Source organism: Qipengyuania sp. (assembly GCF_048550555.1).
Taxonomy (GTDB): domain Bacteria; phylum Pseudomonadota; class Alphaproteobacteria; order Sphingomonadales; family Sphingomonadaceae; genus Qipengyuania.
In genome coordinates this window covers 52,525-79,201 of sequence record NZ_JBLYYF010000027.1, presented here as the reverse complement: position 1 = coordinate 79,201, position 26,677 = coordinate 52,525, and the positions used below count along the sequence as shown (strand labels likewise).

Genomic DNA, 26,677 nt, shown 5'->3' with positions numbered 1-26,677 from the left:
GGGGCGGAGTAGCTCAGGTGGTTAGAGCAGCGGAATCATAATCCGCGTGTCGGGGGTTCGAGTCCCTCCTCCGCTACCAAATCCTCCTGCTTGAAGCAGGTTTTCCCGCGACCACGTTCTTCCGAAGCACCGGCACCGTGCTGATGCGCTGGGGCTTGTGAGCCCTTGAACGGGCAATTTCCGCGACCGGAACACGCGTTTCGCGGGGCGGTAGCGTCGATTTCGTCCTATATTTCGGCCGGGAAAGGTCCAATTTGGGGGAGTTTCGAGTCGCGAGCTAAAATTGCACCGCGCTGTCTGGGGCGATGAACCCGGAATGGGACGGGATCACATTCCTCCGCAAGGCAGCCGCTGCGAGTATCGCTGATTGCCCGCCTGACGGCACGCAACGCCGCCGAGGTCGAGCGACCAGCCCCTTCGAGGGGATACGCGAATGGCCGGACCAGCAGAAGTCGACGACCAGGTCGAAGGTACACCGGAAGACGGGATCGGCCTGTCACTGTCGGGCGGCGGCTACCGTGCCATGTTGTATCACGTGGGCGCGATCATCCGCCTCCACGAATTCGGGCTGCTGGGCGAAATCAAGCGCATTTCCAGCGTTTCGGGCGGGTCGATCGCCGCCGGCGTGCTCGCGCTTGCCTGGGACAAGATCGCCAGCCGCGATGCCCTTTTCGAAAACTTCGTCGACAAGCTGCGAACCATGGCCGGGCGGACGATCGACAAGTCGTCGTCGCTCAGCGGGCTGTTTCTTCCGGGCAATGCGGCGGACTTTGTGGCCAAGGCCTACGACAAGCACCTGTTCGGCGGCGCGACGCTGCAGGATCTCCCCGATTTCCCGCTGTTCGTCTTCAACGCGACCAATCTGGAGAGCGGCGCGCTGTGGCGGTTCACCAAATTCCATATGCGCGACTGGAAGATAGGACGTATTTCGCGGCCCGAGCTACCCCTGACCGAGGCGATCACGGCCTCGTCGGCGTTCCCTCCGGTGCTGTCACCCTATATCCTCAAGGTCTCGCCGGAGGATTTCGACATCCGGGTTCCCGGTGTGCCGGACGACTATTTTTCCGACATCATGCTGAGCGATGGCGGCATTTACGACAATTACGGACTGGAAACGATCTACAAGCGCTACCGCGACGTGCTGGTGTCGGACGGCGGCGCTGCGCTGGACATGGATCCCGATCCGCCGAGAAACTGGGTGACGCACACGAGCCGCGTCCTCTCGGTCATCCATGCCCAGGTCCACGCGCTGCGGAGCCGCCAGCTCGTCGGCGACTACCTGGCGGGAGAGCGCGCCGGCGCCTTCTGGAGCATCCGTACTCCGATCGAGCGGTTCGACGTGGCGGACCCATTCCCCGTGTCGGCGGAAGCCGTCCTCCGGCTGGCGCAGACCCCAACGCGTCTCAAGGCGTTGGATGCCGATCTGCAGGAGCGGCTGATCAACCTCGGCTACGTGCAGTGCGATGCCGCGGTGCGCGCCTATTACCGGCAGGCCACAGCGCGCGGTTCGAGGCTGCCCTATCCCGATCGGAGCTTCTGAGCCATGGCAGACCTCTCGCTCGGCCCGCAGCTCATCGACCGGCTTCTTCTCGGCCCGCGCGCCGACGGGCGAATGGTGCAGGATTCGCCGATCCGCGGCGATGTGCTGGCGGCATTCGCATCGAATCCGCGCGGGCGGCTCGACCTGCTGATCACACCCTACAAATCGCAACCGGCTTCGGGGCTGGCCGCCTATCTTTCGCGTGCTGCCCGCGAGGACGAAGAGCCGCGCGTCTCGTTTCTCGAAGGGGTCGTGGTGGCCCGGCTCAGCCTCGCGCGCGTGCTCGAAAGCGTGCTTCCGGCGACCGGCTGGTTCCGGACGCTTTGCAACGAGGAGATCGTCTCAAGCGATCTTGCCTATGCGATCGCGCGGAATATCGCCCTGATGCGCGAGGAAGAGAAGCAGGGGACCCTGCCGATGGCCAGCGACGGCGAAAATCTTCCGTTCGCCGTCCGGCGCGCCGCGGTTTTCTTCACCCTGCTGGGTGCGGTCCAGGCGCTCGGCGACGTGATCGAAACAGGGCAGCCGCCGCGGACGCTCGATACGGTCGAGGAAATCGTCGAATTCGTCTCGCTCGAGGCGCTGACCGAAGCGGGCGCGGGCATTTTCCGGCGCCTGACCAAGACATGTCCGGCGATGGCCGATCCGATCGTCTTTGCCGTGTCGCTCAATCGACCGGTGGAGATGGCCGTCAATCGCTCGGCCTTGACGGTCAAGGCGGACAGCGCACGCCTCCTCTTTGCGGTCAACTGCTCCGAAATCACATGGGCGATCCTCGATTCCGGGATCGACGCGGAGCACCCGGCCTTCGTCGATCACGCGTCGGCCGCAGGCACCAGCAGGGTCGTGGCGACGTTCGATTTCTCGCGCCTGCGCGATCTGATTTCGACCGACTACCTGTTCAATTCTCGGGCGCTCGACGAAGCGGCCAGGACCTTCGCGAGCACGCGATCGAAAGAGGCCGCGGCAGAGGCCAAGGCCGATCTCAAACTGCTCGCGGAAGAGGCCGAAAGGGGGCGCCCAGTCAATTGGGGGCTCGCGAGGCGGTATATCGAAGTGGCGTCGCCGGCGCCCCCGGATGTTGCGCACGGGACCCATGTCGCCGGAATTCTCGCGGCGGACTGGCGCGAGCGGGACGGGAGCGATCCGGCCAAGACCAGGCAACGTCTTACCGGCGTGTGCCCCGACATCCGGTTGATGGATTTCCGCGTGGTCGGCGCGACGGAGGCGGACACCGAATTCAATGTGATCGCGGCCATGCAATTCATTCGCTTCCTCAACACCCAGAACAACTACCAGATCGTCCATGGCGCCAACCTGAGCCTGTCCATCCCGCACTCGGTCCGCAACTATGCCTGCGGTGCGACCCCGGTTTGTGAGGAGGCGGAGCGGCTGGTTTCGTCGGGGGTGTTCGTGGTCGCCGCGGCGGGCAATCGCGGATACCAGAATTACCAGCTCAGCGGTGGCGGAAGCTTCGACAGCTACGCCCCGTCGTCGATCACCGATCCCGGAAATGCCGAAGCGGTGCTGACCGTGGGAGCTACCCATCGGACTTCGCCGCACAATTACGGGGTGAGCTTCTTCTCGAGCCGCGGGCCCACGGGCGATGGCCGGGCCAAGCCCGATCTGCTGGCCCCCGGCGAGAAAATCCTCAGCGCCATCCCCGGCGGGAAGGAGGGGGCCGACGATACGCGCGACGGAACCAGCATGGCGGCTCCGCACGCCAGCGGCGCCGCGGCCCTGCTGATGGCGCGCAATTCGGAATTCATCGGTCGCCCGGGGAAAATCAAGCGAGTGCTGATGGATAGCTGCACCGATCTCGGCCGGGAACGCAGCTTTCAGGGGGCGGGGCTGATCGACGTCCTGCGCGCCATGCAGACAATCTGAGGATGAGAAAGGAAGTTCAATGGAACTTGAGGTCCTGCCTGCCCGTCACGGCGACTGCATGCTGCTGCATTTCGGCAGCGAGGACGATCCGCGTCTCGCGCTGATCGATGGCGGACCGGCCGGCGTCTACCACGAAGCCCTGCTTCCCCGTCTGGAAGAGCTTCGGGAGCAACGCGGTATCCCGGACGGCGAGCCGCTCGTGATCGACCTGATGATGGTCAGCCACATCGACGACGACCACGTCAACGGCATCGTGCGTTTTTTGAAGGACCTGCATGAACGCGCCGAAGAAGGGAAACCGCCACGGTTCCGCATCCGCCGGCTGTGGCACAATTCCTTCGACGACATCATCGGCAACAAGGAATCCGAGACACGGCTGCAGCTGACCAAGCAATTCGGTACCGCGAGTGCGGGAGAAGCGGATATCCCGCGCGGCGGCGACATGCCCTTTCGCGACTGGCAGGTGCTGGCCAGCGTTTCGCAAGGGCACGCGATCCGCAAGCTCGCCGAGGCGCTCAGTATTCCCGTGAACCCGGAATTCGGCGGCTCCTTGATCAAGTCCGCCGGCGGTGCCGAGGTCGAAATCGACGATCTGAAAATTACCGTCCTCGGACCGCTCGAATCCGAACTGTCCGCGCTCGAGGAAGAGTATGACGACTGGCTCAAGCGGACCAAGCGAGGACGCGACAGCGGCGAGGCCCTGCTGGCGTCCTTTGCCGATGAATCGGTCGCCAACCTCTCGAGCCTGGTGTTTCTGATCGAGTCCCGCGACGAACGCTACCTGCTGACCGGCGATGCGCGGGGCGACAAGATCCTCGATGCCATTGCCCAGTGCGGGCTGGCCGATCGTGCGGGAAAGCTCGAGGTCGACTTGCTCAAGGTTCCGCACCACGGCAGCGACCGCAATGTCACGGCCGAATTCTTCGAGGCAATTCCGGCCACGCGCTACGTCCTGAGTGGCGACGGCGGGCACGGCAATCCCGAGCGGCCGTGTATCGAATGGATCGTGGCCGCGCGGGGCCAGAAGCACACCGTGCTGCACTTCACCTATCCGCTCGATCGTATCGACCGTCGCCGCGAGGAATTGTTCAAGGGCGAGGAATGGTCCGACGAGGCCCATGGCATCGAGACGCTGACGAGGACCTTCCCCGATGCGGTGAAGATCGTCGCGGGCGGTGGCGACCGGACGGCCTGACTACAGTTCGAAAACGAGGAGAGTAGCGATGGCGAGCAAATCGGTAGAGAACATCAAGCAGATCCAGCACGCGCTGGCGCGCAAGGGCTACAATCCCGGCCCGGTCGACGGAGTCTGGGGGCGCCTGACGGAAGCCGCGGTCCGCCATTTCCAGGCCGATCATGGCCTGGTGGCCGATGGCGTCGTCGGGCCGAAGACCAGCGTGGTCCTGCTCGGCAACGAAATGGCCGTCGCGCCGTCGGACGACCCATCGATCCCGTGGTTCCAGGAAGCGCGGCGGCTCATGGGGGTTCGCGAAGTGGTCGGGCCGGGGAACGAACCGCAGATCATCGACTGGGCCAAGAAGGCCGGGATCGATTATCGCGACGACGACATTCCCTGGTGCGGTCTGTTCGTCGCGCACTGCGTGTCGTCGACGCTCAGTAGCGAATTGCTGCCTGGCAATCCGCTGGGTGCCCGGAACTGGCTGAAATTCGGTGCCCCCTGCAGTCCCATGCTCGGCTCGATCCTCGTCTTCTGGCGCGGGAAGATCGACGGCTGGAAGGGGCACGTCGGCTTCTATGCGGGCGAGGACAAGGATGCGTTTCACGTTCTCGGCGGCAACCAGGGCAATTCCGTGTCGATCGTACGCATAGCGCGCGACCGGCTCTTGGAAGCGCGCTGGCCCGCGAGCGCTCCGGTGTGCGTGACCGAGAAGGTGGAACTCGCTGCGGGCGATTCCTTCTTTTCGACCAACGAAGCCTAGTCCTCTGCGGCAGCCTCGGGATCGGCGCGCGCCTTGCCGTCGAGCAGACCTGTCCCGAAATAGGCGCCCAGCGCGGAGATCACTGCGACCAGCAGCGAGCCCACGGTCACGCTCGCGGTGAAGGGGAGGAGGTTGATCCCCACCGCATAGGCCCCCCAGATCACTACGCCGACCAGCGCCGACAGCAGCAGGGCGCCGATCCCCGGGCGGGGGCCCGAGCCCGGCCTGATCAGGCGAATTGCCGCCCCGATCAGCGCTCCCAGCAGGCTGGCGAACAGGGTCCGGAACGGGAAGCTGAACTGGATCCGGTCCTCGCTCGCCGGCATGCCGATCATCGAACCGCTGACCGTGACCATTCCGGTCGATTCGGACCGCAACAGCGCCGTGGCTTCGCCGGCGGCGTCGAGCTTTACCGACGACGGTGAGATATAGCCGAACGGATCCACGGTCAGATTGACGATCTTGCCGGCCGGATTGTCCATTCCGCCCGCCGTGACGGTAACGGTCGATGTGCCGATGCCCCAGCCCTCGATCGAGCCGGCATCGAGGCTGACCTTGAGGATCGGTTGCAGGGGAAGGCGCAACTCGATCCCCTCGCGATCGAAGCGCGTCACGATCCGAAGCAGGGCGCCGTCGGGTGCCGTCGGCACGCGGATAGTGATATTCTCGAAGGGCGGGCTCGTCTTCGACACGATGAAGGGGCTTGGATCGGCCGTGCCGCTGCCGATCACTTCCACGACTTCGGGCGCGGTCAGTTCGCGAACGCCTGCGCCCGGCCCGATATCTGCCAGCCCGACCGAGATCGAGCCCACGTACTGGCCGGTTTCACGATCGTACCTCAGCTTCTCGCGGGTGAGGGCAAACGCCTTAAGGTTGAGCGGTTCGCCGTCGGATCCGGTCTGGCGGATCAGGCCGGGAAACACGAACATCCGGGCCTGCTCGTCGGCCAGCGCAGACCGGATTTCGGTCTTGGATGCCAACGCCGCTTCTGCCTTCCGTTCGAGATCGGGGCGCAATTCGACGACTTCGGTGAAGCCGGGCCTCACCAGGGTCGGTTGCGCAGCTTGCGTGGGCGCGACGGTGGGGGAGGTGATCCTGGGATCGCGCAGCACGGCCGTGGTGGCCGCGCGATAGCGTGTTTCGGGAATGTCGTCCTCGTCGCGAACCGTGCCCTGGGCGTCGACTACCCTGTCTGCGGGAAGCCGGGTGACGGCGGCGTCGAGGGAGCGCATCTCCGAGGTGCTGAGTCGCGATTGCACCGTCACCTGACGCGGCTCTTCCGCCGATCCGGGCACCACTGCGAGCGCGATCAACGCTCCCATGGCAAGGGCCAGGACCCTTGCACGACGTGTAAGGAAACGACTCATCCCTTCCTCCAAACGCTTCACCGCCTTCTAGTGACGGGTCGCCGGGCGGTAATTGTATACCTGCGCCATGCGACTGGCCACCCTGTCGAATATTTACATTTCTCGCCTTGCGCCGTTAACTATAATTGACGTTGAAATCTTTGAACTTAACCGATCGCCGAAACAAAGATGTAGCGAAACCGGAAATATTGTTTCGCAGACCGAATATGTTTGGAAACCACCCCGCGAAACCTTGCGACGGAATTGCCCGGGAACGGCGGTTCCCTTATACTGCGGGCGACGAGTCCAGCCCATCGGTACGGGAACGGGGAAACGGGATTTGCGGGTCGCTGGCGAGCTTGAGGGATCGGTTGTGACCTGGTGTGTTGCCTGAAGGGCCTTCCTCGAAGGAAGGGGTCGACGCAGCAAATCGGACTCTCATGGCCGCAGGTATCGTGTCTGCCGCAAGCGCGGCAGATGCCTTGGAGTGAGGCGGCACAATGGCGGCGATTTTGCAGGACAGTTCCGAGATTCTGTGTCTCGCAAAGCATGCCGGGGCGCGCTCGGTGAGCCACCTTTCCGCAGTCGTGCGCCAGGCCGGATTTCGCATTGCCTCGATCGACACGCTGCGCGGGGTCGAAGACCGGCTGGCAGGCGATGCCAAGGTGCTCGTGCTCTGCCGGGAGGCGGCGGCGGGAGATAGCCACGCGGTCGAGGATCGTCGACAAAGCAGGATAATTGGCGAAAGCGAGCATATCCAGACGATCCGCGACCACGTAGGCTCGCTCGCGCGGTTCGGTGTCACCACGGTGATCACCGGGCCGACGGGCTGCGGGAAGGAAGTCGTCGCGCTCGACCTCCACGACCGGTCGTTGCGCAGGACCGGTCCGTTGGTGGCGCTCAATTGTGCGGCGATCCCGGACGAATTGCTCGAAGGCGAGCTGTTCGGCTACGAAAAGGGCGCTTTCACCGGAGCGACGCGCAGCTATCCCGGCAAGCTGAAGCTGGCCGATGGCGGTACGCTGTTTCTCGACGAGATCGGCGAACTGTCGCCGCTGGGACAGGCGAAGCTGCTCCGCGCGATCGATACCGGGAGCGTGTACCGCCTCGGCGCCCGCGATCCGACCAGCTTCGATGTGCGCATTATCGCTGCCACCAACCGCGATCTTGCCGAGGAAGTAAGCGCCGGCCGGTTTCGCAGCGATCTCTATTACCGCCTTGCCGTGGCGCAGGTCGAACTGTGGCCGCTGTCCCGGCGGCGATCCGATATCCTGCCTCTCGCACGCCATTTTGCGCATCAGGTCGAAACGTCGCACCCGGTCGGGCCGCTGCAATTCTCGGAAGCGGCGCAATGCGCGCTGGTGTCGTACTTCTGGCCGGGCAACGCGCGCGAGTTGCGCAATTGCATCGAACTGGCCGGCCTCTCTTCAACCGATGGCGTGATCGATGTGGGCGATCTGCCGCGCCATGTGTCGGGGATGCAGGGGGCGATCGCCCCGCGCAGGGTCGGAGAGGTCGCTGCTCCTGTTACCGAAACCGAGCTGATCCGCGAAACCATCAGAGGCTGCGAAGGGAACAAGTCCGAGGCTGCGAAGCTGCTCGGCTGGTCGCGTATGACGCTCTATCGCAAGATGGCGCGCCTCGGCTTGAGCGAGGACGTGTAACATCGGCGGCCCACCTGTAACGCTCCGCTGTCGCAGACTGTGTAACTGTAACACCGCACTTTCCGGTAACCCACTGTAAAACCGTATCGAATTGGTTGGCACGCTTTTTGCGAAAATGCCGCCATGGAGGAACGGGAGTGACCGAAGCAGGCAAGAAGCCAGCGGCCCCAGACGGGGCGCCCGAGCGTTCGCCCGCACCGCTCTACGTCAATCATCTCCAGCTCGACGCGAGTCTCGCGGAAATCCGGCTCGGTTTCGGGCAGATCCCGGACGATGGCGAGGGGCTGAGGCCTGCGGCCGAGCTCGTCACAAGCCCCAGTCATTTCGACCGCTTCCGCCAGCAGATCGAAGATTGCTGGGGGCGCTATCGCCTTGAGTTCGGGGGCGCCGGCGCCCGCGACGGCCGGGGGAGGCGCTCCTGATGGCAACGATTGCCGCCGTGAACCAGGTCGGGGAGAGCATCGTCGCCATGTTGCGCGCCCGTCGCGACCTGATGGCGAAGGCCAATCAGCTGGGCCCGGTGCCGGCAGCCGTCGAGATCAGCCAGCTTTCGCTGGCGAAGCTGGTGAGCGGAGAAGCCCCCAAGACCGGCCTCACCCTGACCTGCTTTCACTTGGGGACCTCGGACCAGCCCCCCGTCAGGCCCAAGATACCGGGCGAACCGCAGCGACCCGAGATTGCACTCGAACTCCACTATCTGCTCGCCTCATGGTCGCCCAAGCCCGAGGAAGAGCAGGGCACACTCGCGTGGGCATTGCTCGAGCTTTCGGCCCACCAGTTGTTCGATCGCGCGATGCTCAAGGGCGAGGCGATGTGGGAGCGAGACGAGACGCTGCAGGTCGTGGCGACACCGACTGCCGCCGAGCCGATTGCCAAGATCTGGGATGCGACCGGTCAAAAGCTGCACCTGAGCGCGACCGTCGTGGCGCGCATCCTGCGGGTCCGCCGCTCGCTCGAGGCGGACCGCGAAGTCGTCGTCGCCAGCCGTTTCGGATTTTCCGATGCCGACCCGCTCGAACTGGAGCCGGCCTCGTGACCGCCGCGATGGATTTGCTCGACCGCCGGGTCCTCGCCGCATTCCGGCTGCGCGATCCACTGGGGCGCCCGGTCGGGCAGAGGCTCGTAGCGTCCGCACCGGGTCTCGACCTGATGGAGAAGGGGGCGGGTGAATGGGTCGTGACGCGAGCGGATGCCTTGCCCACGCATCATCTGTCCTTTTCCGGACAACCTGCGGCCCCGGCGATCGGAAGCGTCGACGCCGTCATGTCGATCAAGGCGTTCGGCGGGAAATTCATGTCCCGCGATTTCACGCTCAAGCTGCCGCGCGATCCGGATCCGTCGCATCGCAACCAGGCGAACTCGCTGTTTCGCTGGCACGAGGTGGCGATCCCCTTCGGAACCTGTGCAGGCATATCCGGCATGTCCGCCGCCGCGCTCGTTACCGTGACACGCCAGGGCGATCACTTCCCGATCGAGGGCGCCATCGTACGGATGCGGCCGAACGGCAATCGGGGCGAGGCGATCGGCATCACTAATGCGGCGGGAGAAGCGATGCTTGCCCTGCAGACCGTGCCGCTGTCGAATAGCGGCGGCGGGGCGAACGTCACCCCAGATCTCAATGCCAAGTTCGACACGATCGTCGATCCGGACCTCGTGTCCTTCAACGATCCGGCCGATCTCGCCTCGGCGCAACGCCGTTCGCTCGCCCGGATGAGCGGGTTCGTCGACCCCGACGATGTCGTCGCCCGGCTCGCCGGCTCGGCGACACCCCCCGCAACCGTCAAGATTGCTGCCGGGCAGCTTCGCACCACGACCCTTTCCTGGAGTGCGCCATGACCCATGCGCGCGCCTTTCAATCCCATCCCAAGCGCAGGAGTCTCTGACGATGGCCGAATATCTGGCACCCGCCGTTTATGTCGAGGAAACCAGCTTCCGGGCGAAATCGATCGAGGGGGTCGGTACCAGCACCGCCGCCTTCGTCGGCCTCACCGCCCGTGGCCCCATCAGTTCGGGCAAGAAGCCGGCGCGGCCGCCGCTCCTCACATCCTTTGCAGATTTCGAGCGCACCTATGGCGGGCTCGACAATCTGGTGATCAACGGCAAGAGCACCCTCAACTACATCGCCCATGCCGCCCGGGCGTTCTTCAACAATGGCGGGGGCCGGCTCTATGTCGCGCGGATCGAACCTGCGAACGCGGGCGACGCGACCTCCGGGGCCCTCAACGATGGCGCCAACCCGCCGGCGAACAAGACGGTAAAGCTCGACGCCCGCAACCCGATCGGCAGCGTGATGGCCGGGCCGTCGGGTGCGAACCTGACGGTGCAGCTGGTGCAGGAAGAACTGGCCTCGACGAAGAAGCTCGCACTCAAGCAGCCTGCGGGGACGATGGTGCGGGCCGGCGACAAGTATTACGTCATCGGCTCGGAACCGATGGAAACGAGCGCGGGCAACGCCTCTGCGTTCACCAACCTCGCCGACGACGGCGACGTGACCATCGTTTCGCTTGCCGTGATGGTGAGCGACGCATCGGGGGTCATCTACGAGGCAGGTGGGCTGGGCTTCCATGCACTCCATCCGCGGTATTGCGGCAGCGTGCTGGGAGGCAATCCGCCCAATCCGGGCGACGCGCTCTACAATCCCGTCGTGCTGTCGATCGGAGACAAGGCCAAGGGTGTCGAGGTCCGCGAGACCATCTTCGGCGCCAAGACCGAAAGATCGGTCGAACTCAAAGGCGGTAACTCGGGTGATGGCCCGCCGCAGGGCGCCGAGTTCCAGTCGGCGCTCGACGGGCTGCTGGCGATCGAGGACATCTCGATCGTGGCGGCGCCGGGGGCAACGAGTTTTGCCGCGCCTCTGCCTGCCAGCGTCAACGGCATGCTGGTATCGCATGCGGAAACCCGGCGGTCCTATCGCATCGCGGTACTCGATCCCCCGCCTTCGCTCCTGCCGAGCGGCAACGGTGCCGTTACCGAGGTGAAATCGAAGATCGATAGCACCTATGCCGCGCTCTATTATCCGTGGATCCGGACGGCCAATCCCGTGGCGGGGGCGGCGGGTGAACCCGGAGAGCTGGTGCTGCCGCCATCGGGCTTCGTGACCGGGATCTACGCCCGCAACGACGTCCAGCGCGGGGTCCACAAGGCTCCCGCCAACGAAACCGTCTCGGGCGCGCTCGGTCTCGAATATTCGGTCCGCTTCGGCGAACAGGAACTGCTCAATCCGCTCGGCATCAACTGCATTCGCGAGCTTCCCAACCGGGGCATCCGCGTCTGGGGTGCGCGCACGACCAGTTCGGACCCCGAGTGGAAATACGTCAATGTGCGGCGCTATTTCCTCTATCTCGAGGCCTCGATCGATCGCGGCACCCAATGGGCCGTATTCGAGCCGAATGGCGAGAGACTGTGGGCCAATGTACGAACCACGGTCGAGAACTTCCTCTACAACGAGTGGGTCAACGGAGCCCTGCTGGGGGCGAGCGCGAAGGAAGCCTACTTCGTGCGCTGCGACCGCAGCACGATGACGCAGAACGATCTCGATAACGGGCGGCTGGTCTGCCTGGTCGGCGTCGCCGCTCTCAAGCCCGCAGAATTCGTCATCTTCCGCATCGGCCAGAAGACGGCCGATTCCCGCGATTAAGGAGGCCGACCCATGGCAACCCGAGAAACACCCTATGGCGCCTACAATTTCCTCGTCGAAATGAACGACGGCACCTCGTCCGACAGTGCGCTGGGCGGCTTTTCCGATGTCAGCGGCATCGGGACGGAGAACAGCCTCATCGAATACCGCCAGGGCAACGACAAGGAGAACCACGTGCGCAAGCTGCCCGGGCTCCACAAGACATCCGACGTCACGCTTAAGCGCGGGCTGATGGGCATGCGCAACTTCTGGGAATGGATCGAGGCGACCCGCACCAGTCCCAAGACGGCGCGCAACCTGTCGATCACGCTCAATGACGAGCAGGGCAATGCGGTCATGCGGTGGAAGCTCATCAACGCGCGACCGATGAAATGGACCGGCCCGACGCTGGCAGCCAAGGGCGGCAGCGATGTCGCCATGGAAGAGCTGGTCGTGGCGGCCGAAGGCTTCGAATTCGACGCTGTCTGACGCGAACGGAGGCTGGGGGACGATGCCCGTACCGGGAATCGAGATCAGGGAACGCCCCGCGCGGGCCGGCTTCGCGCCGACCCGGGCCGATGTGGCGCTGTTCGTCGGGCTGGTCCATCGGCGTCCGGGGCCGCTGCCGGGGGCAGTTTCCGAGTGGATCGCACAAACCGACTTCGTCCGGCCGGGGCCGCTGTTTCGCGCTGCGGAGAAGCGCGAGGCCCTGCTCGACATTCCCGTACCGATCGATTCCTTCGAAACCTTCGACGCGCTATTCGCCTGGGACGAACGACCCTTGGTGGCGGGATCGCCCGAGCAGGTGCCTTGCCGCCTCGGTCTGGCCGTGCGGTCCTTTTTCGAAGAGGGCGGTGCGAAGGCCTATGTCGTACGGACGGGCGATCCGCTTCCCGTGCTGGCGTCGCACGATGGCGATCGGGAAGCGGCGTGGCGCGACTTTCGCAACCTGCTCGCCTGGCGCAAGGCCACTGCTCCTGTCGATGCCGCTGAACGCGCACCTCTTCTACCGGGCTTCATCGGCTCCGCCGGTCCAGGCGACATGCGGGATCCCGCCAACTGGAGCGGGGCGGCGCTGGTCCATTACCTCGAGGATGTGGCGCTACTCCTGCTCCCTGACCTGCCCGATCTGATTGCGGGTCCGGCACAAGTGCAACGCACCGAATTCGTACCCGACACGATCGAAGAGCAATTCGTCGACTGCGCACCCGAGGCGCCCGCCGTGGTCCTGCTTCCGCGTCCGGCCAGCGAGCGGGTGCTCGCGCCTCGTCTTACCAAGGGCGATTTCGGAACCTGGCGAAAGGCAATCGGGGTCGCGCTGAACATTCTGGCGGGGACCGGCGGCGCGAGCCATCGCCGCGATGTCATGCTGCTTGCCAGTCTCCCGCTCCTCGATGCCGCGTCGCTGGATGGATCGCAGAACGAGGCGGAACGCACGCTGGCGCTCGTTCACCAATCGGGCGCGATTTCCAGCGCCCGGCTCCAATTGGCCTGGCCATGGCTGGCAACGCCCGCCGCGTCCTTGCTCGGCGAAGGCGTCGAGGGAGGAGAAGGCGTTCTGGCCGGGGCGATCGCGCGCACCACACTCACCGACGGCGCCCACAGTCCCGCCACCGGGCGCCTGCGCAGCACGATCCGCTCCACCCTGCCGGCCCTGTCCCAGCGCATGTTGCAGGCCGTCCACGAGCCGGCCCAGGCGGACTGGCTGGGCGCAACCCTCTCGCTTTTCGGCCGCAAGGCGGGCGAATGGCGCCTGCTCAGCGACGCGACCGCGTCCGGCAGCACCCACTGGCAAGCCGGGTCGGTGTCGCGGCTCATGGCTTCGCTCGTCCAAAATACCCGCCAGCTGGGCGAGATGTTCTTCTTCGAGGCGTCCTCACCCGAAACCTGGGGCCGCATTAGCCGACAGTTCGAAAGCCTGCTGCGCTCCTTGTGGCGCGACGGTGTGCTCGGGGGACGCAGCGAGGCGGAGGCGTTTTCTGTCGTCTGCGACCGCCGGAGCATGACCCAAGCGGACCTCGATAGCGGACGGCTTGTCGCGGATATCGAGGTCCTGCCCGCGCAGCTGGTCGAACGGATCAAGGTATCGCTGGTCTTGTGGGCGGGAGACAAGGCATGACGATCCCGGCAGGACAGGACCCGCTGACGCCGCTCCCCGGCTTCAATTTCCACGTCGAGATTGCGCTGGGCCTCTACAATCGGGTTCGCGACACGACCGGCGACGATGGCGGTTCGGTGCCGCGCACGGTCATCACCGGCGCCTTCTCCGAGGTCACAGGGCTCGAGGCCTCGATGGAGCCGAAGGTGATCCGTGCGGGGGGCGAGAACTATCGCGTCTACCAGCGCCCGGGCCCGGTCTCGTTTTCGACCGTCATGCTCAAGCGGGGGATCGTGACGTCGCGGCATCTGTGGGCGTGGTGGTCGCTCTTTTCGGGTTCGGGCGGGCTGAACGGTGCCTGGGGCAGCGAAGGCCGCGCCGATGTCAGCATTTTCCTGATCCGCCCGACCATCGCGAGCGCGCCGTCGGCACCCGACGCTCCGGCGGATGGCAGCCCCGCAAGCACCGGAAGCTCGCGCGAGGCGGTGGTCGGGTGGCGTCTCTCCTACGCGATGCCCGTCAAGTTCCGGGTCGGCGACCTCAATGCCAGCAGCGACGAGATCGCGATCGAGGAACTCCATCTCGCCCATGAAGGCCTTCATGCGCAGGTGCCGTCATGAGCTTCGCGATGATGGAGATCAACGAGAAGGGCGGCGGGATGGGCTGGATGGCCTATTTCAACCCGGAGTCTCTCAAGGTTTCGCTGACCAACAATCTCGGCGGCGAGGAGAATTCGAACCAGGCCACGCAGCCTGCCAAGCCCAAGCTCGAAGCCACGCTGATCTTCGACAGCACCGACATGGGCATGGATGTCCGCGGCGGCTTCATCATCGGTACCCAGGCGCTGAAGGAAATGGCGCTGACCAACCCCGAACACAACAATGCGCCTCCGGTGCTCGAACTGGTCTGGGGCAATTTCAAATTCGAAGGCGTGATCGAATCCTTCAACGAGACGCTGGACTTCTGGTCGGGCGAGGGCGTGCCGCTCCGTTCGACCGTCCAGCTGACGATGCAGGGCGTCGTCGAAGAGGGGCGGGCCAAGCTCGATACGCTGGTCAACGACGACATCGAGATCGAGGTCAACAGCATCTCGGACAGTGCCCTGGGCACGACCGAGATCGCCCAGCGCGTCGGGGCGGCATCTGGCGATACCTCCGCCGCACGCGATATCGCCGCCGAGAACGGCTCAGAAAGCATGCGCTTCCCTGGAGGGGAGCCGGATGAAAGCGAAGCGGCGACACCGGCCGACGACAAGAAGAAGGAAGAGAAGGACAAGGCCAAGAGCGGCGGCGGGGGCGGAGGAGGCGGCGGTCTCGCGGTAAAGGGCGGAGTCGAGCTCAAGGCAGCGGCGGGATTCAGCCTGGGCCTGTCGGCTGGCGCGTCGGTCGGATTCGGCTTCGGCGCGGCGGCGGGCGGCGGCGTGGGTCTCGGCGTGGGCGGTGGCATCGGCGCGGGGATTGGCGGCGGCATTTCCGCAGGCGCTGGCATAGGCTTCGGCGCCAGCGCGGGTGCCGGTTTCGGCGCGGGCGGCGGCGCGGGAATTGGCTTTGGCGCGGGAGCTGGCGCAGGAGTCGGCTTCGGTGCAGGCGCGAGCGCCGGTTTCGGTGCCGGCGCTGGCTCGAGCTTCGGGGCTGCAGGAGGCACGGGTTTTGGCGCGGGCGCTGGCGCAGGTGCCTCCTTCGAGAGCGGTTTCGCTGCGGGCTCGAATTTCGCGAGCACGTCGTCGGCGGGCTTTGCCGCCGGGGGCGCTTTCGGCGGCTCTGCCGGCGATGGCGGCAGCGCGATGTTTGCCTACAGCGAGTCGACGACGACGGGATTCGATGGCTCGACCGTCAGCACCAGCACGTCGTCCAGCTGGACCCCGTCGGGCGGATGGGAAGAGCACAGCTCGACCACCTATGGAGGCGGCTCCACCAGCGCCCTGGCGGGGCTGTCCGCCAGCGAGGGCGCATTCGCCGGCCTCTCGACGGCCAGCAGGGGGCCGCAATTCCAATCCTATTCGACGTCGAAGCTGATGGCGCCTGCTGCACCACCGCAGCCCGGCCCAGATGCCAGTTTCGATGCGACCGGCAGATTGGTGAGCTCCGGAGCGGGCGTGCGAGCGACCGCGTCGGCAAGCGCATCGGTGCGGATCCGGTGATCGAGGAAATGACAATGGGAATCAAAGCATGACGGTCATGATCGAGGAAATGGAAGCGCACGCTCTTTCCGAGCCTGCGGCGCCCGCCAGCCCTCCGGGCGCCGCATCCCCTCGCTTGTCCCGGATCGCGCTGGCTACTCAGCGCCGGATCGAACGGCGGCTTGAGCGCACGGCAAGGCTGAGGGCCGACTAGATCATGGCGCGCGACGATCCTCCGACACTGTTCAGCGCACGTCCCACCGTCCGCATCGGGACGATGGAATACCCGATGCTGGCCGATCAGGTCACCGCGATGGAAATGCGCGAGGCGACCGGAGGAATGTCGTCGCTCGAGATCAGCTTTACCGACTGGGTCACGGCGCCCGACGGCAGTGCTGGCTACGGCGCACTCGGCAGCGACCAGCCTTTCAAACTGGGCGAGGAGATCGCCGTCTATGCGGGCCCTTCGGGCGGTCCGCAGGAGATCTTCAAGGGACTGATTACCGCGCTTGAAAGCGAAGTCTGTGCCGACCGCGGTCCGCAATTGACGGTCCTTGCGGAAGACCTGCTCTTTACCATGCGCCGTACTCGCCGGTCCCGCCTTTTCGAAGACATGTCGCCAAAGGCGATCGTCGAGCAGATCGCGGGCGAATACAGCCTGACGCCGCAAGTGCGCGATGGCCTCGACGATCCGGTCAAGACTTGGGCGCAGCTGGCGGAAACCGACCTGGCCTTCCTGCGGCGCGTCCTCGCCTTGCTCGACGCCGATCTGCAACTGGTCGGTACCGACCTGCAGGTCGGCCCGCTCGCCCGGGATCAACGGACGGCAGTCGAACTCGCCTTTCCCGAAAAGCTGGTTGCCCTTCGAGCGACCGCCGATCTCGCGGACCAGTTCGGCGAGACGAGCGTCTCGGGCATGGACATCGATGCCGGCGAGCAGGCCGAGGCTAGCATGACCGAAGGCGAGCTGGGGCCGGGCGAGGGCGGGCTTGCGAAGGATGTCCTCGCGCGCAAGTTCCAGCCCTATCGCAACCATCTGAAAGAGCACGGCCCCGTCGATGCATCCTGGGCGCAGGTCATGGCGAAATCCGCGCACGGCCGGCAGGCGCGCAAATTCCTGCGCGCCCATGGGACAGCCGTGGGCGATCCGCGCATCCGCGTGGGAAGCTGGCTTACGCTGACGGGGCTCAATCCCATGTTCGCCAATCAGTACGTCGTCGCCGAGGCCGTCCATCGCTTCGACCTCGAGAACGGCTACCAGACCGATTTTACGGCGGAATGCGCGCGGTTCGGAGGCGAGGCATGAGCGCGCCGCTGACAAGCTCGAGCGCACGTCTCCACGCGCCCGCCGACTGGCTGGCGGCGACGCAGATCGCGCGGGTGGTCTCCGTACAGGACCCTCTCGGCAAGGGCCGGGTCCAGGTGCAATTGCTGGCCGCCGATCCGGCGGGCGACGCCCCGATCTGGGCGCGCGTGGCGACCGCCTTTGCCGGCAATGACTACGGCATGCACGCGCTGCCCGACGTGGGCGAGGAAGTGCTCGTGGTCTTCGTCGGCTTCGACAGCGCGCATCCGGTCGTGGTCGGGGCGTTGTGGAACGGTGCCACCGAACCGCCCGACCAGTTCCCCGGGGATGCGGTCGATCGCTGGTCGCTCAACGGCAAGGCCGGAACGAGGATCGCCATCGTCGAGGAAAGCTCGGGCCAGGAACGCATCGAACTGCTGACGCCGGGCGGGACGAGCGTGGTCATTACCGACGAGGGTGGCGGCAAGATCCAGTGCGACGTGGCCGGCTCGACGGTCACGATCGACAGTTCAGGCATGGTCCTGACCAGCGGCGCCAAGGTCGACATCACCGCCTCGGGCGAATGCAAGATCACGGCGAGCAAGGTCTCGGTCCAGTCGGCCATGGCCGATTTCTCGGGCGTGGTGAAATGCACCACCTTGCAGGCCACCGCGGGCGTTATTTCGCCGTCCTACACGCCGGGGGCGGGCAACATATGGTGACCGCGACCCTCCACCCGGCCCGCGCGCGGCGCATGCGGCAAAAGCTCCCGCCGCGTCCGCACCACGCGGTCGAGCTTCGTCCGCTGGGCACGAATGTCCCGGGCGAATGCATCGTCAGCTATTCGGGTGACGATTTCATCGACGCGCTCATGGCCGATCTGCAGGCGGACGACTGGCAGTCTCGCCTGGCCGGGCGCCGCAACGTCCGCCGGCGACGCGGAACGGGACGGCTCGAACTTTCTCCACCCGTGCATCGCACGTTCCAGCTGTGCCTGTTCGAGGTGCACTGCATGACGCCGGGGCTGCCGCCGGTCGATCCGAAGAAGATCGTCGGCTCCGGCCTCGTCGTGCGTCGTAGAGCCGGCGATGGCCGCGACCTGGCGTGGAAGAAGGCCGGGGAAGAGGTCCTTGGATGGACTCCGGTGACCGGCGAAGGCGATCTGGATCCCGATCCGCTGCAACGCCATGCCGTCGCGGCGAATGCGGCGGAGCTGACGCGCATCGTGGCCGAGCATCGGCGCAAGAACGATATGCAGCGCGAGGAACTGCATCCGCTGCAGGTCGCGCCGCCCGAGGTGTGCAAGGCCCGCGGGAAGACCATTCTGTTCGGCCTGGTCCCGGTGGCGAGCGACGAGCGCGCGCCGGGCAACGAGGCGCGGATCGACTTCGCCGCAGGCGGGACCGATCCTCAGTCGAATCCCTATGTCGGAACGCTGTCGCCCTATTTGCGCCGGCGGGGCTCGATTTCGATGCCCTATGCAGGCGAGGCGCTTGCGCCGACCCCCTTCGTACCAACCTTGGTGAGGGCCGGCATGAACCCGCTTGCTGCCTCCGCCAAGGGGGTTACGCTCGACGAACGCCGCTATCACGAGCTCGGCCTGTTCCTCCAGCAACTGAGCGTCCAGGTCGACTTCTTCGGAGCCAGCCAAGGGGCAGCCGAGGCAAGGGCCGTTCTTGCCGGGCTCGACCTGCCGATGCGGGTCGACGAATTCGGCCGGGTGGTGGCGACGATGCCCGCGCTCGACTGGATCGGGAAGGCGATCCCGCTGCTGCTCGAACAGAAGCCCGTGGCGGGCGGCCTGACGATGCCGCTGAGCTGGCCCGCCATCGACGACAGGACCGGAGACGCCCTGACCTCCGCGGCGCTCAAGGGCCTGACGACGACATTCGACTCCTTCCACTCGGATGCCACGCGGTTCGAGGGCCGCGACTGGCTCTACCGCGCGCGTGGCTTTGTGCGCCTGTCGCATGGCCCCGATTGCCCCGTGCGGCTGGCGTGGAGCGACTACAGCAAGCCGTTTCACATCGCGCCGTGGTGGGACAGCGACGGGCCGCCCACGAAGATCGCGCTCCCGGTGCTCGGCGACCTGCGCTCGATCAAGCCGAACGTGGCGTTCGAAATGCCTCCGGAGCTGGCCGCGCTGATGAACCGCGATCCGCTGGATTCGCTCAAGGGCGAGGGCGGCGAGCCGTCGAAGATCGGGCTCGGCTGGCTGTGCAGCTTCTCTCTGCCGATCATCACCCTGTGCGCTTTCATCGTGCTCAACATCTTCCTGTCGCTCTTCAACCTGTTTTTCCACTGGATGCTGTGGATCAAGATCTGCCTGCCGATCCCGGCCCCCCAACCAGCTTCGAACGAGGGAGGCCCCTAGTGTCAGCTCCCGTGCTAGCCACATCCACTCCGCAGGGCATGCGTCCCGACCTGGCATGGCCGCTGTTGCCCGTGCCCGGCGAGAACGGACGCATCGAATGGCCCGGGCTTGCCCAGTCTGTTCGCGAGATGATCGAAGTCGTCCTGCGAACCACCCCCGGTGAGCAATTGCTGCGTCCCGATTTCGGCGCGGGTCTCGAACGGATGGTCCACCGGCCGAATACCGTCACCACAAGGGCGCGGATGCGCGATGGGATAACCGGTGCGTTGCGACGCTTCGAACGGCGTATCCTGCTCGATGAGGTCACCGTCGAGGAAGATGCCGATCCCAACCTCGTGCTGGTCGCGATCCGCTATCGCCTGCGCCACAACGGCCAGCCGGGCGCGATCAAGGCAGCCGTATCCGTGGGAGGCGCCTGATGCCGATCCGTCCGCCCGCCCTCGACGACCGCAGTTTCGACGATCTCGTCACCGACCTGATCGCCCGGATCCCGTCGCATACGCCGGAATGGAAAGACCCGCAGCCGGGCGATCCGGGACGCACGCTGCTCGAGCTGTTCGCGTGGCTGGGCGATACCATCCTCTATCGGGCCAATCTCATTCCCGAGCGACAAAGGCTCGCGTTCCTGCGTCTGCTCGACCTGCCCCTGCGGCCGGCGCAACCAGCCCGGGGATTGATCAGCATTGCCTCGGCCGAAAAGGGTCCCGTACCCGCGGTGACCTTCCCCGTGTTGAGCCGGATCGACCAGCCGTTCCCCTTCGAAACCTTGAGCGAAGTGACGCTCCTGCCGGTGGATTCGCAGTGCTACATCAAGCGGCGTCCCACTTCGTTCGAGCAGGGCCAGCTGGGCGGCCTGCTGCCGGATCTGCAGAGACTCTACCAGATCCCGAGCCGGGCGCAGGGCTACGTGACGACGCCGGTCTTCACCTCCGGGGCGGATATGGCGGGTATCGATATTGCGCAGCAGGCGGTCGACGGCTGCCTCTGGCTCGCCTTGCTTGCGGCCGATCCCGATCCTGTCACGGTCGCCGCAGCTAGGGCCCAGTTGGGCGGTGGGGCAGACAATCGCGGCGAGGTCGTCAACGTCGGCATCGCTCCTGCCGTACGGACTGCGCAGTTCTATGAGGAAATCGGGGTTCGCGCCCCGCTGCCGATCGTCTGGGAGATTTGCACCGGGCGCGGCGACGGCAACGAATATCTCCCGCTGCGCGTGCTTTCGGATACCAGTCGCGGCGTAACGCAGACCGGCGTGGTGCGGCTGGCGCTGCCCGGCGTGGACGATATCGGCGCGCCCGAAAACGATGTCACCGCCCACTATCGGGCCGGCGTCGGAGACCGCCCGCCGCGGATCGACGACCCGCTGACCGCGGGACGACTGGTCGGCTGGCTGCGCGCTCGGCCCCGGAAACCGGGTGCCATCGGTTCGATGGCGATCTCTTGGGCCGGAACCAATGCGGTCGAGATCGAGCAACGTCGCAGCTTCGGACGGCAGACCGTCGGGCGCGGCACGGGTGCATCGGGGCAGAAGTTCTCGCTCGGCCAGACCTCGATCGATCCGGCTACGCTGGTCGTACAGGTCGAGGAGGAAACCGGTCTGCAGACCTGGCGGCAGGTACCCGAAATCGGCGCGACCGCGCGCGGCGAGCGCGCCTATGCCCTCGACAGCGAGGCGGGAACGATCCGCTTCGGCAATGGCGTGAACGGCAAGGTGCCGGGCGAAGGTCGGGCGGTGCAGGTCGCGATGATGCGCAGCGGCGGCGGCATCCGCGGGAACCTGCCTGCGGGATCGATCACCAAGCTCGCCAACATCCCCGGCCTGCCGAAGGTCAAGGTCACGCAACCGCTGCCGCTTGCCGGCGGGACCGATGCCGAGACCATTGCGCAGGCGGAGGCGCGCATTCCTGCCACGCTGCGCCATCGCGAACGCGCGGTCACGCGAACCGACTATGCCGAACTGGCGGCCACAACCCCGGGGGTTCAGGTCGGGCGGGTCGAAGTCATCGAGCGGTTCAAGCCTCACCAGCGTCTCGAGAACATGCCCGGTGCGGTCTCGGTAATGGCGATCCCGCCGAGCAACCGCGCCCAGGCACCGGCGCCGCGGCCCGACCGGCCCCTGCTCGAAAGCGTCTACCGCTGGCTCGACCGGCGCCGGCCGCTGTCGACCGAACTCTATGTCGTCGGCACCGACTATGTGCCCATCGGGATTTCAGTGGCGGTCGAAATCACCGACAGTGACCGCCGCGAGGCGATCCTCGATGCCGTCACGGCGACGGTCCATCGCCTGCTTTGGCCGCTGCCTCCGGGAGGCGCGGAGGGTCGCGGGTGGCCGCTTGGCGGAACGGTCGACGAGAGGCTCGTGGAATCAATCGTCTCGCGCGTTCCGGGCGTGTTCACCGTCGCTCCGGTCAAGCTGTTCCGCCGGGATGCCGAAGGCGGGTGGCTGCCTGTCGCGGCCGACCTTGCCGGGCGGCGCACAATCACGCTCGAGAGCTGGCAATTGCCCGAACTCGTCTCGCTCGGCGTGGGCGAGGGGAGCGAGGCGTCGGATCGTCTGCCCGACACCGGTCTGGCCGACGTCGCCGGGGGCGACGCGGTTCCCGTGCCCGTGGTTCCGGAGCACTGTTGATGGATGTCAACGGCACCCCTTTCTGGCAGATCGCAAGCGAAGCGGGCTTCGGGTTCGGCCGCGATCCGGACAAGGCGCCGGCGAATTTGGTCGGGGACCGGCGGCTGGGAGTGGTGCGGCTCGCTGGCGAGCAGGCGTCTCCGGTGTTTGCCGAGGACGAAACCTTCAGCCGCCAGATGGCCATGCAGCCGTCGACGGTCTTCGACGAGGAGGGCAGCTTCGCGTGGTGGGACGGGCCGAGCAAGGCGGTGCTCGCGTCGGGCTTCATGCCCGGGTCGGCCCTCCTTTCGCTTGCGCCCGACGATCCGGTCGGCGTGTCGCAGCCGACGGACATGGCGTTCGACCGCGACATTCTGTTTGTCGCCCGGAACGACGGCGTCCTGATCCACGATTTGCGCGGTCGTTGGCCGGACGCCCGTGCGGAGCATGCCGATTTCGACGCGCATCTGCTGGCACCCATCGGTGGTGGTGCGATGCTGCTGGTCGATCGTTCGCGCGGCTCGCTCGCGATCCTGCGCGGCACACCGCGGCGCCCGCGCGGCTACGATTTCCAAGACGAAGAAGCCTTCGGTCCGGTCGGACCCGATCCCCAGTCGCCCTCGATCGTCACCCTGCCGCGGCTTTCGATTTCCGCGCCGCTCGAGGCGGTGGCGGTCGCCGGTCGGGCGGACGGGCGTGCGGCCATCCTGTGCTGGGATCCGTCGAACGAGGCGGTCCTCCTGTTGTGGGACGGCCGCACCCTGGCGCGCAGCCAGCCGCTGGAGGGGCTGCGCTTTCCCTATTCGCTGGCGTGGGACGGGGGCGATGCCATCGCTGTTCTCGCCAGCGACGGTCCGGCACATGCCTCGCGCGCGATCTCCTATGACCTGGCGGAACTGTTCGCGGAAGCCGACAAGGCGGTTCCCAACGGCCGCGTATATCCCTTGCGCCAGCCGTTCGGCGCGGGCTTCTGCAACGCGCTCGCCGACCTCCCGAACTATGTGTCCGGCGAGCCGGACCGGCTTGGTCTCCAGCGGTTGCGGGCGGTTTCTCGAGCGACATTCGCGCGGTCGGGCTCGCTCTCGCTCGGCCCTTACGATTCGCAACGCTTCGATTGCGTGTGGCACCGCCTCCACGCCGAACTCTGCCTGCGCGGATCGGCCGGGCTGCGGATCTGGGCCTTGGCGTCCAATACGACACAGCGGCCCGCCCTGCCGAGCGCTGACAACCCGCGCGGATGGAGCCCGCATCTCTTCGGTCTGCCAAGCGAAGGCGCTGCCCCGGCCGGGTCGTGGTCGCATCTCCAGTCCGAGATAGCGGGAGACACCGGCCTGTCCGATTGCCCGCGCCAGCCGGGGCGGGCCGGTCACTTCGAAGTCCTGTTGCAGGCCAGCGCGCGCCAGGTGCGGCGGCTGGAAGGACGCTACCTCCACCTGCATGTCGAGTTCGTCGGGGACGGGCAGCACAGCCCCGAACTGTTTGCCTTGCGGGTGTACGGCCACCGCTTCGCCTATCGCGACAAGTATTTGCCCGAGCTCTATCGGGAAACCGCGGCGGGGAGCGATGCGACCGACAGCGGTCAGGCCACGCCTGCCGATTTTCTCGACCGCTTTCTCGGGATTTTCGAGGCCGAGCTTACGGCGATCGAAGGCCGCGTGGCGGATGGTTGGCGGGTCACGGATCCGCTCGCCGCGCCCGATTTCGCGCTCCCCTGGCTTGCCCAGTGGGTGGGTGTCGATCCCGCCGGCGAAGTGTCGCCGCAAAGGCTGCGCCAGAGGCTGGCCTGCGCCGCACCGCTCGCCCGGTTGAACGGCACCCTGGGCGGCCTTCTCGCCCAGCTCGAGATCGAAAGCGGAGGGAGGCTGCTCCGGGGCGGCAGCCTGGACGAACGCGGCGCCATTCCCCAGCCGGGACAGTTCGCGCTCGTCCATGCAGGAGGCAAGGCCGCCCGTGCGCTCGTGCTGACGGCGCGCGACCCATCGGCAGGGGCGGGTTCGCAGGTGCTGGTGGGCGGCGGCGTGACCAGCGGCCGGATTGCGGTCGTCGAGGGTTTTCGCCTGCGACGCACCTTCGCCACCATCCTCGGAGCCGACCTCACGCTCCACGAAGATCCGCTCACGCTCGGCATGACCCGATCGGGCAACAGCCTCGTGGGCGACACGCTGATACTCGGCGAAGAACACAATGATGCCCTGCTGGCGCTCTTCCGCGACGATCTGCCCAAATCGCTTGCCGAGAGAGCCGCGGTCGAACGCTTTTTCGAGAAGCTGGCCTTTCGAACTCTGGTGCTGGTTCGCGGTGAAGGCGACGGCGCGCCGGCGGAACTGGCGCGCCTGAGCGCTGCTGCGCGCAAGGCCGCGCCTGCCCATGTCGAACTTATCATTTCGCCAAGCAACAGCAGCTTCATCGCCGGGATCAACGCACTGGTGGGGATCGACAGCTGGCTTGCGGCGCCGGTCCATCCGGGCCGCGTGCGTGTCGGCGAATCCGAAATCGGCGGTGGCGACCGGATCGAGGGCGAGGGCCAGCTCGATCCGCGTGCCGACGGGCCAGCGCCCTATCCGCCGAAGGCGAGAGCCGACGGGCCGGAAGAAGTGCTGTCCGACAGCGCCTTCGTACTCAGTGCCCTGCGGTCGAGTGCCGCAACCGGTCGGGTGATCGATCGGTACATCTGGACCTGGAATTGAGGAGACAAGCCGATGGCGAAATTCGTCCGCAACAAGCCCGTGCAGAGCGATGCACCGAATGTGAAGGTGGAACTTGCCACAGGCGAGCAACTCGATCTCGGGGCCAACCGGTTCAAGCTGGTCGTAGTCGACGATGCAGGCAACGAAAGCGAACCCGCTTTCATCGACGTGATCGTGAAGGACGCGGCCAAGCCCACCGCCGTGCTCGACCTCGTCGACGGCAACGGCAAGGTCCTCGGCGATCTGACCGTCAAGCAGGGCGACACGATCATTCTTTCGGGCGCGCGGTCCAAGGACCAGGCCCCCGGGAAGGTGGTGAGCTACACCTTCACCTGGATCGATCGGGGCTGACCGCAATGCCCAATCTCGCGCCCAACAAGCCCGTGACAAGTCCCCGCCCGGTGCTCGCTGTCGGGTCGGATTTCGAGCCGGGCAGCTATGTCTTCCGGCTGCAGGTCACCGACGATGCGGGCAATGTCAGCGATCCCGCGCAGATCAGGGTCACGGTCGAGAAGCCGGAGGTTCGCGTTCGCCCGGGGCAGCTGTCGACGCCGGTCGTCCGTGAGGCGGCCGTGCGGGTCAATCCGCGGCTCGTGACGCCCAGCCGGATCACCATCAGGAGGCCGAAATGAGCGATGCCTATGCAGAAGAGGTCGTCGATCCGCTCGAACAGGAACTTGCAGCGGAGCGCCTGAACTACTCGATCGGACAGATGCTCGACGCGACCGATCTGCGCGACGAGCAGACCTATCACCGCGCGCGATTGGCCAGGCTTGCGAAATATCTGCTGGGTCACGGCACGCTCGCCGGGCTGCGCGTCGTCGCGCCCGATGCCGACGATCCCGAAGCGCATCTGACCGTAGAGCCCGGCGTCGCGCTCGATCGCTATGGCCGTCTGGTCGAAATATCCTCGCCGCAATGCATCCGGCTCGCCCGCTGGTTCGACGATCGCCGCGATGCCGAACTCAACGCCGCCAGCCATTCCGAACCGCGCGTGCCGAAGGACGATATGGTCGCCGCCGACCTGTTCCTTTCGGCGCACAGCTGCGGAGCGGCGAAGACGCCGGCCTTCGCCACCGGGCCCTTCGATGCGCTCGATGCGGTGGTCTCCTCGCGCTTGGCCGAGCGTGGTTCGCTCGAACTCGTCCTGCGGCAGGAGGGCGGCCCCGCTCCGATCCCCGAGCCTGCGAACCAGTGGCCGGGCGGCGGCAATGCCGAGAAGCAGTTGAAGGCGGTGCTCGGCAGCTGGGACGAGGGAACCGAGAACCGCACGGCGGACGGGCCAAATCCCCTGGCAGAACATGTTTCCGGGCACGATCCCGCAGCAATTTTCCTGGCGCGCATCTTCCTGCCGATCAAGCCGCCCAGCGCCCCGGAAACCCGCCCGCGCTTGCAGATGAGCAAGCGCATTGTCGTCGATAACTCCAAGCGACCCTTCATCTTCTTCCCGGGCAAGTGGTTCGGGCGCGAGATCGATGAACGGCCGCTTGTCCAGCCGTAGTTCGCGAGGATTTCG

At 66.1% G+C, this 26,677-nt stretch carries 23 protein-coding genes and 1 tRNA gene; 23 read left to right on the top strand and 1 reads right to left on the bottom strand.

Annotated elements, in window-relative coordinates; translation table 11 throughout:
* Positions 1-2 precede the first annotated feature (2 nt).
* The 5 genes from ACN4E0_RS06575 (at position 3) to ACN4E0_RS06555 (ending at position 5,367) form a co-directional block, all read left to right on the top strand.
* Positions 3-79: transfer RNA gene (locus tag ACN4E0_RS06575), tRNA-Met, on the top strand.
* A gap of 354 nt (positions 80-433) precedes the next feature.
* Positions 434-1,540 carry a patatin-like phospholipase family protein gene (locus ACN4E0_RS06570; protein WP_419566714.1) on the top strand — a complete coding sequence of 369 codons (1,107 nt, stop codon included), beginning with the start codon at positions 434-436 and terminating at the stop codon, positions 1,538-1,540.
* A 3-nt stretch (positions 1,541-1,543) separates the two neighbouring features.
* Positions 1,544-3,427, top strand: a complete 1,884-nt coding sequence (locus tag ACN4E0_RS06565; RefSeq protein WP_419566713.1) for a S8 family serine peptidase — start codon at positions 1,544-1,546, stop codon at positions 3,425-3,427.
* Between the two features lie 19 nt (positions 3,428-3,446).
* Positions 3,447-4,622 carry a ComEC/Rec2 family competence protein gene (locus ACN4E0_RS06560; protein ID WP_419566712.1) on the top strand — a complete coding sequence of 392 codons (1,176 nt, stop codon included), beginning with the start codon at positions 3,447-3,449 and terminating at the stop codon, positions 4,620-4,622.
* A 28-nt stretch (positions 4,623-4,650) separates the two neighbouring features.
* On the top strand, positions 4,651-5,367 hold the full coding sequence (locus tag ACN4E0_RS06555) for a TIGR02594 family protein (protein WP_419566710.1): 717 nt from the start codon (positions 4,651-4,653) through the stop codon (positions 5,365-5,367).
* Here the strand turns inward: ACN4E0_RS06555 and ACN4E0_RS06550 are convergent.
* Positions 5,364-6,689, bottom strand: a complete 1,326-nt coding sequence (locus ACN4E0_RS06550; protein WP_419566708.1) for a hypothetical protein — start codon at positions 6,687-6,689, stop codon at positions 5,364-5,366. The genes ACN4E0_RS06555 and ACN4E0_RS06550 overlap by 4 nt on opposite strands.
* A gap of 590 nt (positions 6,690-7,279) precedes the next feature.
* On the opposite strand from ACN4E0_RS06550, the gene ACN4E0_RS06545 reads away from it, so the two are divergent.
* From ACN4E0_RS06545 to ACN4E0_RS06460, 18 genes are all read left to right on the top strand, one after another.
* Entirely contained in the window at positions 7,280-8,377 is a 1,098-nt protein-coding gene (locus tag ACN4E0_RS06545; RefSeq protein ID WP_419566707.1) for a sigma-54 interaction domain-containing protein, read from the top strand.
* 137 nt (positions 8,378-8,514) lie between these two features.
* Positions 8,515-8,799: a hypothetical protein gene (locus tag ACN4E0_RS06540; RefSeq protein ID WP_419566705.1), complete on the top strand. Its 285-nt coding sequence runs from the start codon at positions 8,515-8,517 to the stop codon at positions 8,797-8,799.
* Complete coding sequence (locus tag ACN4E0_RS06535) at positions 8,799-9,413, top strand: Pvc16 family protein (protein WP_419566704.1); 615 nt, start codon at positions 8,799-8,801, stop codon at positions 9,411-9,413. Before ACN4E0_RS06540 ends, ACN4E0_RS06535 begins: the two co-directional genes overlap by 1 nt.
* 14 nt (positions 9,414-9,427) lie before the next feature.
* Entirely contained in the window at positions 9,428-10,213 is a 786-nt protein-coding gene (locus ACN4E0_RS06530; protein ID WP_419566702.1) for a hypothetical protein, read from the top strand.
* Between the two features lie 49 nt (positions 10,214-10,262).
* Positions 10,263-12,014 (top strand): phage tail sheath family protein, encoded by a 1,752-nt coding sequence (locus tag ACN4E0_RS06525; RefSeq protein ID WP_419566701.1) that lies wholly within the window; start codon positions 10,263-10,265, stop codon positions 12,012-12,014.
* A 12-nt stretch (positions 12,015-12,026) separates the two neighbouring features.
* Positions 12,027-12,482 carry a phage tail protein gene (locus ACN4E0_RS06520; protein ID WP_419566700.1) on the top strand — a complete coding sequence of 152 codons (456 nt, stop codon included), beginning with the start codon at positions 12,027-12,029 and terminating at the stop codon, positions 12,480-12,482.
* A 22-nt stretch (positions 12,483-12,504) separates the two neighbouring features.
* The gene (locus tag ACN4E0_RS06515; protein ID WP_419566699.1) at positions 12,505-14,112 is read left to right on the top strand and encodes a hypothetical protein; all 1,608 of its coding nucleotides are present in this window, start codon (positions 12,505-12,507) and stop codon (positions 14,110-14,112) included.
* Positions 14,109-14,711: a phage tail protein gene (locus ACN4E0_RS06510; RefSeq protein ID WP_419566698.1), complete on the top strand. Its 603-nt coding sequence runs from the start codon at positions 14,109-14,111 to the stop codon at positions 14,709-14,711. The genes ACN4E0_RS06515 and ACN4E0_RS06510 overlap by 4 nt, the downstream gene beginning before the upstream one ends.
* Positions 14,708-16,231 (top strand): hypothetical protein, encoded by a 1,524-nt coding sequence (locus ACN4E0_RS06505; RefSeq protein WP_419566697.1) that lies wholly within the window; start codon positions 14,708-14,710, stop codon positions 16,229-16,231. Before ACN4E0_RS06510 ends, ACN4E0_RS06505 begins: the two co-directional genes overlap by 4 nt.
* Positions 16,232-16,427: 196 nt before the next feature.
* Positions 16,428-17,516 (top strand): phage late control D family protein, encoded by a 1,089-nt coding sequence (locus tag ACN4E0_RS06500; protein ID WP_419566696.1) that lies wholly within the window; start codon positions 16,428-16,430, stop codon positions 17,514-17,516.
* Entirely contained in the window at positions 17,513-18,217 is a 705-nt protein-coding gene (locus ACN4E0_RS06495) for a phage baseplate assembly protein V (RefSeq protein ID WP_419566695.1), read from the top strand. Before ACN4E0_RS06500 ends, ACN4E0_RS06495 begins: the two co-directional genes overlap by 4 nt.
* A complete protein-coding gene (locus tag ACN4E0_RS06490) occupies positions 18,214-19,869 on the top strand; it encodes a hypothetical protein (RefSeq protein WP_419566694.1) in 1,656 nt (551 codons plus the stop codon). Before ACN4E0_RS06495 ends, ACN4E0_RS06490 begins: the two co-directional genes overlap by 4 nt.
* On the top strand, positions 19,869-20,288 hold the full coding sequence (locus tag ACN4E0_RS06485; RefSeq protein ID WP_419566693.1) for a GPW/gp25 family protein: 420 nt from the start codon (positions 19,869-19,871) through the stop codon (positions 20,286-20,288). The genes ACN4E0_RS06490 and ACN4E0_RS06485 overlap by 1 nt, the downstream gene beginning before the upstream one ends.
* Positions 20,288-22,495, top strand: a complete 2,208-nt coding sequence (locus ACN4E0_RS06480; RefSeq protein ID WP_419566692.1) for a putative baseplate assembly protein — start codon at positions 20,288-20,290, stop codon at positions 22,493-22,495. The genes ACN4E0_RS06485 and ACN4E0_RS06480 overlap by 1 nt, the downstream gene beginning before the upstream one ends.
* Positions 22,495-25,161, top strand: coding sequence for a phage tail protein (locus tag ACN4E0_RS06475; protein WP_419566691.1), 2,667 nt, complete (start codon positions 22,495-22,497; stop codon positions 25,159-25,161). The genes ACN4E0_RS06480 and ACN4E0_RS06475 overlap by 1 nt, the downstream gene beginning before the upstream one ends.
* A 12-nt stretch (positions 25,162-25,173) precedes the next feature.
* Positions 25,174-25,512 carry a hypothetical protein gene (locus tag ACN4E0_RS06470; RefSeq protein ID WP_419566689.1) on the top strand — a complete coding sequence of 113 codons (339 nt, stop codon included), beginning with the start codon at positions 25,174-25,176 and terminating at the stop codon, positions 25,510-25,512.
* Positions 25,513-25,517: 5 nt separating this feature from the next.
* Positions 25,518-25,793 carry a hypothetical protein gene (locus tag ACN4E0_RS06465; RefSeq protein WP_419566687.1) on the top strand — a complete coding sequence of 92 codons (276 nt, stop codon included), beginning with the start codon at positions 25,518-25,520 and terminating at the stop codon, positions 25,791-25,793.
* Complete coding sequence (locus ACN4E0_RS06460; protein WP_419566685.1) at positions 25,790-26,662, top strand: hypothetical protein; 873 nt, start codon at positions 25,790-25,792, stop codon at positions 26,660-26,662. Before ACN4E0_RS06465 ends, ACN4E0_RS06460 begins: the two co-directional genes overlap by 4 nt.
* The last annotated feature ends 15 nt before the right edge of the window (positions 26,663-26,677 follow it).

Coding starts and splice junctions, on each gene's coding strand:
- ACN4E0_RS06570 (WP_419566714.1), top strand. CDS start 434: ATGGCCGGACCAGCAGAAGTCGACGACCAGGTCGAAGGTACACCGGAA.
- ACN4E0_RS06565 (WP_419566713.1), top strand. CDS start 1,544: ATGGCAGACCTCTCGCTCGGCCCGCAGCTCATCGACCGGCTTCTTCTC.
- ACN4E0_RS06560 (WP_419566712.1), top strand. CDS start 3,447: ATGGAACTTGAGGTCCTGCCTGCCCGTCACGGCGACTGCATGCTGCTG.
- ACN4E0_RS06555 (WP_419566710.1), top strand. CDS start 4,651: ATGGCGAGCAAATCGGTAGAGAACATCAAGCAGATCCAGCACGCGCTG.
- ACN4E0_RS06550 (WP_419566708.1), bottom strand. CDS start 6,689: ATGGGAGCGTTGATCGCGCTCGCAGTGGTGCCCGGATCGGCGGAAGAG.
- ACN4E0_RS06535 (WP_419566704.1), top strand. CDS start 8,799: ATGGCAACGATTGCCGCCGTGAACCAGGTCGGGGAGAGCATCGTCGCC.
- ACN4E0_RS06525 (WP_419566701.1), top strand. CDS start 10,263: ATGGCCGAATATCTGGCACCCGCCGTTTATGTCGAGGAAACCAGCTTC.
- ACN4E0_RS06520 (WP_419566700.1), top strand. CDS start 12,027: ATGGCAACCCGAGAAACACCCTATGGCGCCTACAATTTCCTCGTCGAA.
- ACN4E0_RS06515 (WP_419566699.1), top strand. CDS start 12,505: ATGCCCGTACCGGGAATCGAGATCAGGGAACGCCCCGCGCGGGCCGGC.
- ACN4E0_RS06510 (WP_419566698.1), top strand. CDS start 14,109: ATGACGATCCCGGCAGGACAGGACCCGCTGACGCCGCTCCCCGGCTTC.
- ACN4E0_RS06505 (WP_419566697.1), top strand. CDS start 14,708: ATGAGCTTCGCGATGATGGAGATCAACGAGAAGGGCGGCGGGATGGGC.
- ACN4E0_RS06500 (WP_419566696.1), top strand. CDS start 16,428: ATGGCGCGCGACGATCCTCCGACACTGTTCAGCGCACGTCCCACCGTC.
- ACN4E0_RS06495 (WP_419566695.1), top strand. CDS start 17,513: ATGAGCGCGCCGCTGACAAGCTCGAGCGCACGTCTCCACGCGCCCGCC.
- ACN4E0_RS06480 (WP_419566692.1), top strand. CDS start 20,288: ATGCCGATCCGTCCGCCCGCCCTCGACGACCGCAGTTTCGACGATCTC.
- ACN4E0_RS06475 (WP_419566691.1), top strand. CDS start 22,495: ATGGATGTCAACGGCACCCCTTTCTGGCAGATCGCAAGCGAAGCGGGC.
- ACN4E0_RS06470 (WP_419566689.1), top strand. CDS start 25,174: ATGGCGAAATTCGTCCGCAACAAGCCCGTGCAGAGCGATGCACCGAAT.
- ACN4E0_RS06465 (WP_419566687.1), top strand. CDS start 25,518: ATGCCCAATCTCGCGCCCAACAAGCCCGTGACAAGTCCCCGCCCGGTG.
- ACN4E0_RS06460 (WP_419566685.1), top strand. CDS start 25,790: ATGAGCGATGCCTATGCAGAAGAGGTCGTCGATCCGCTCGAACAGGAA.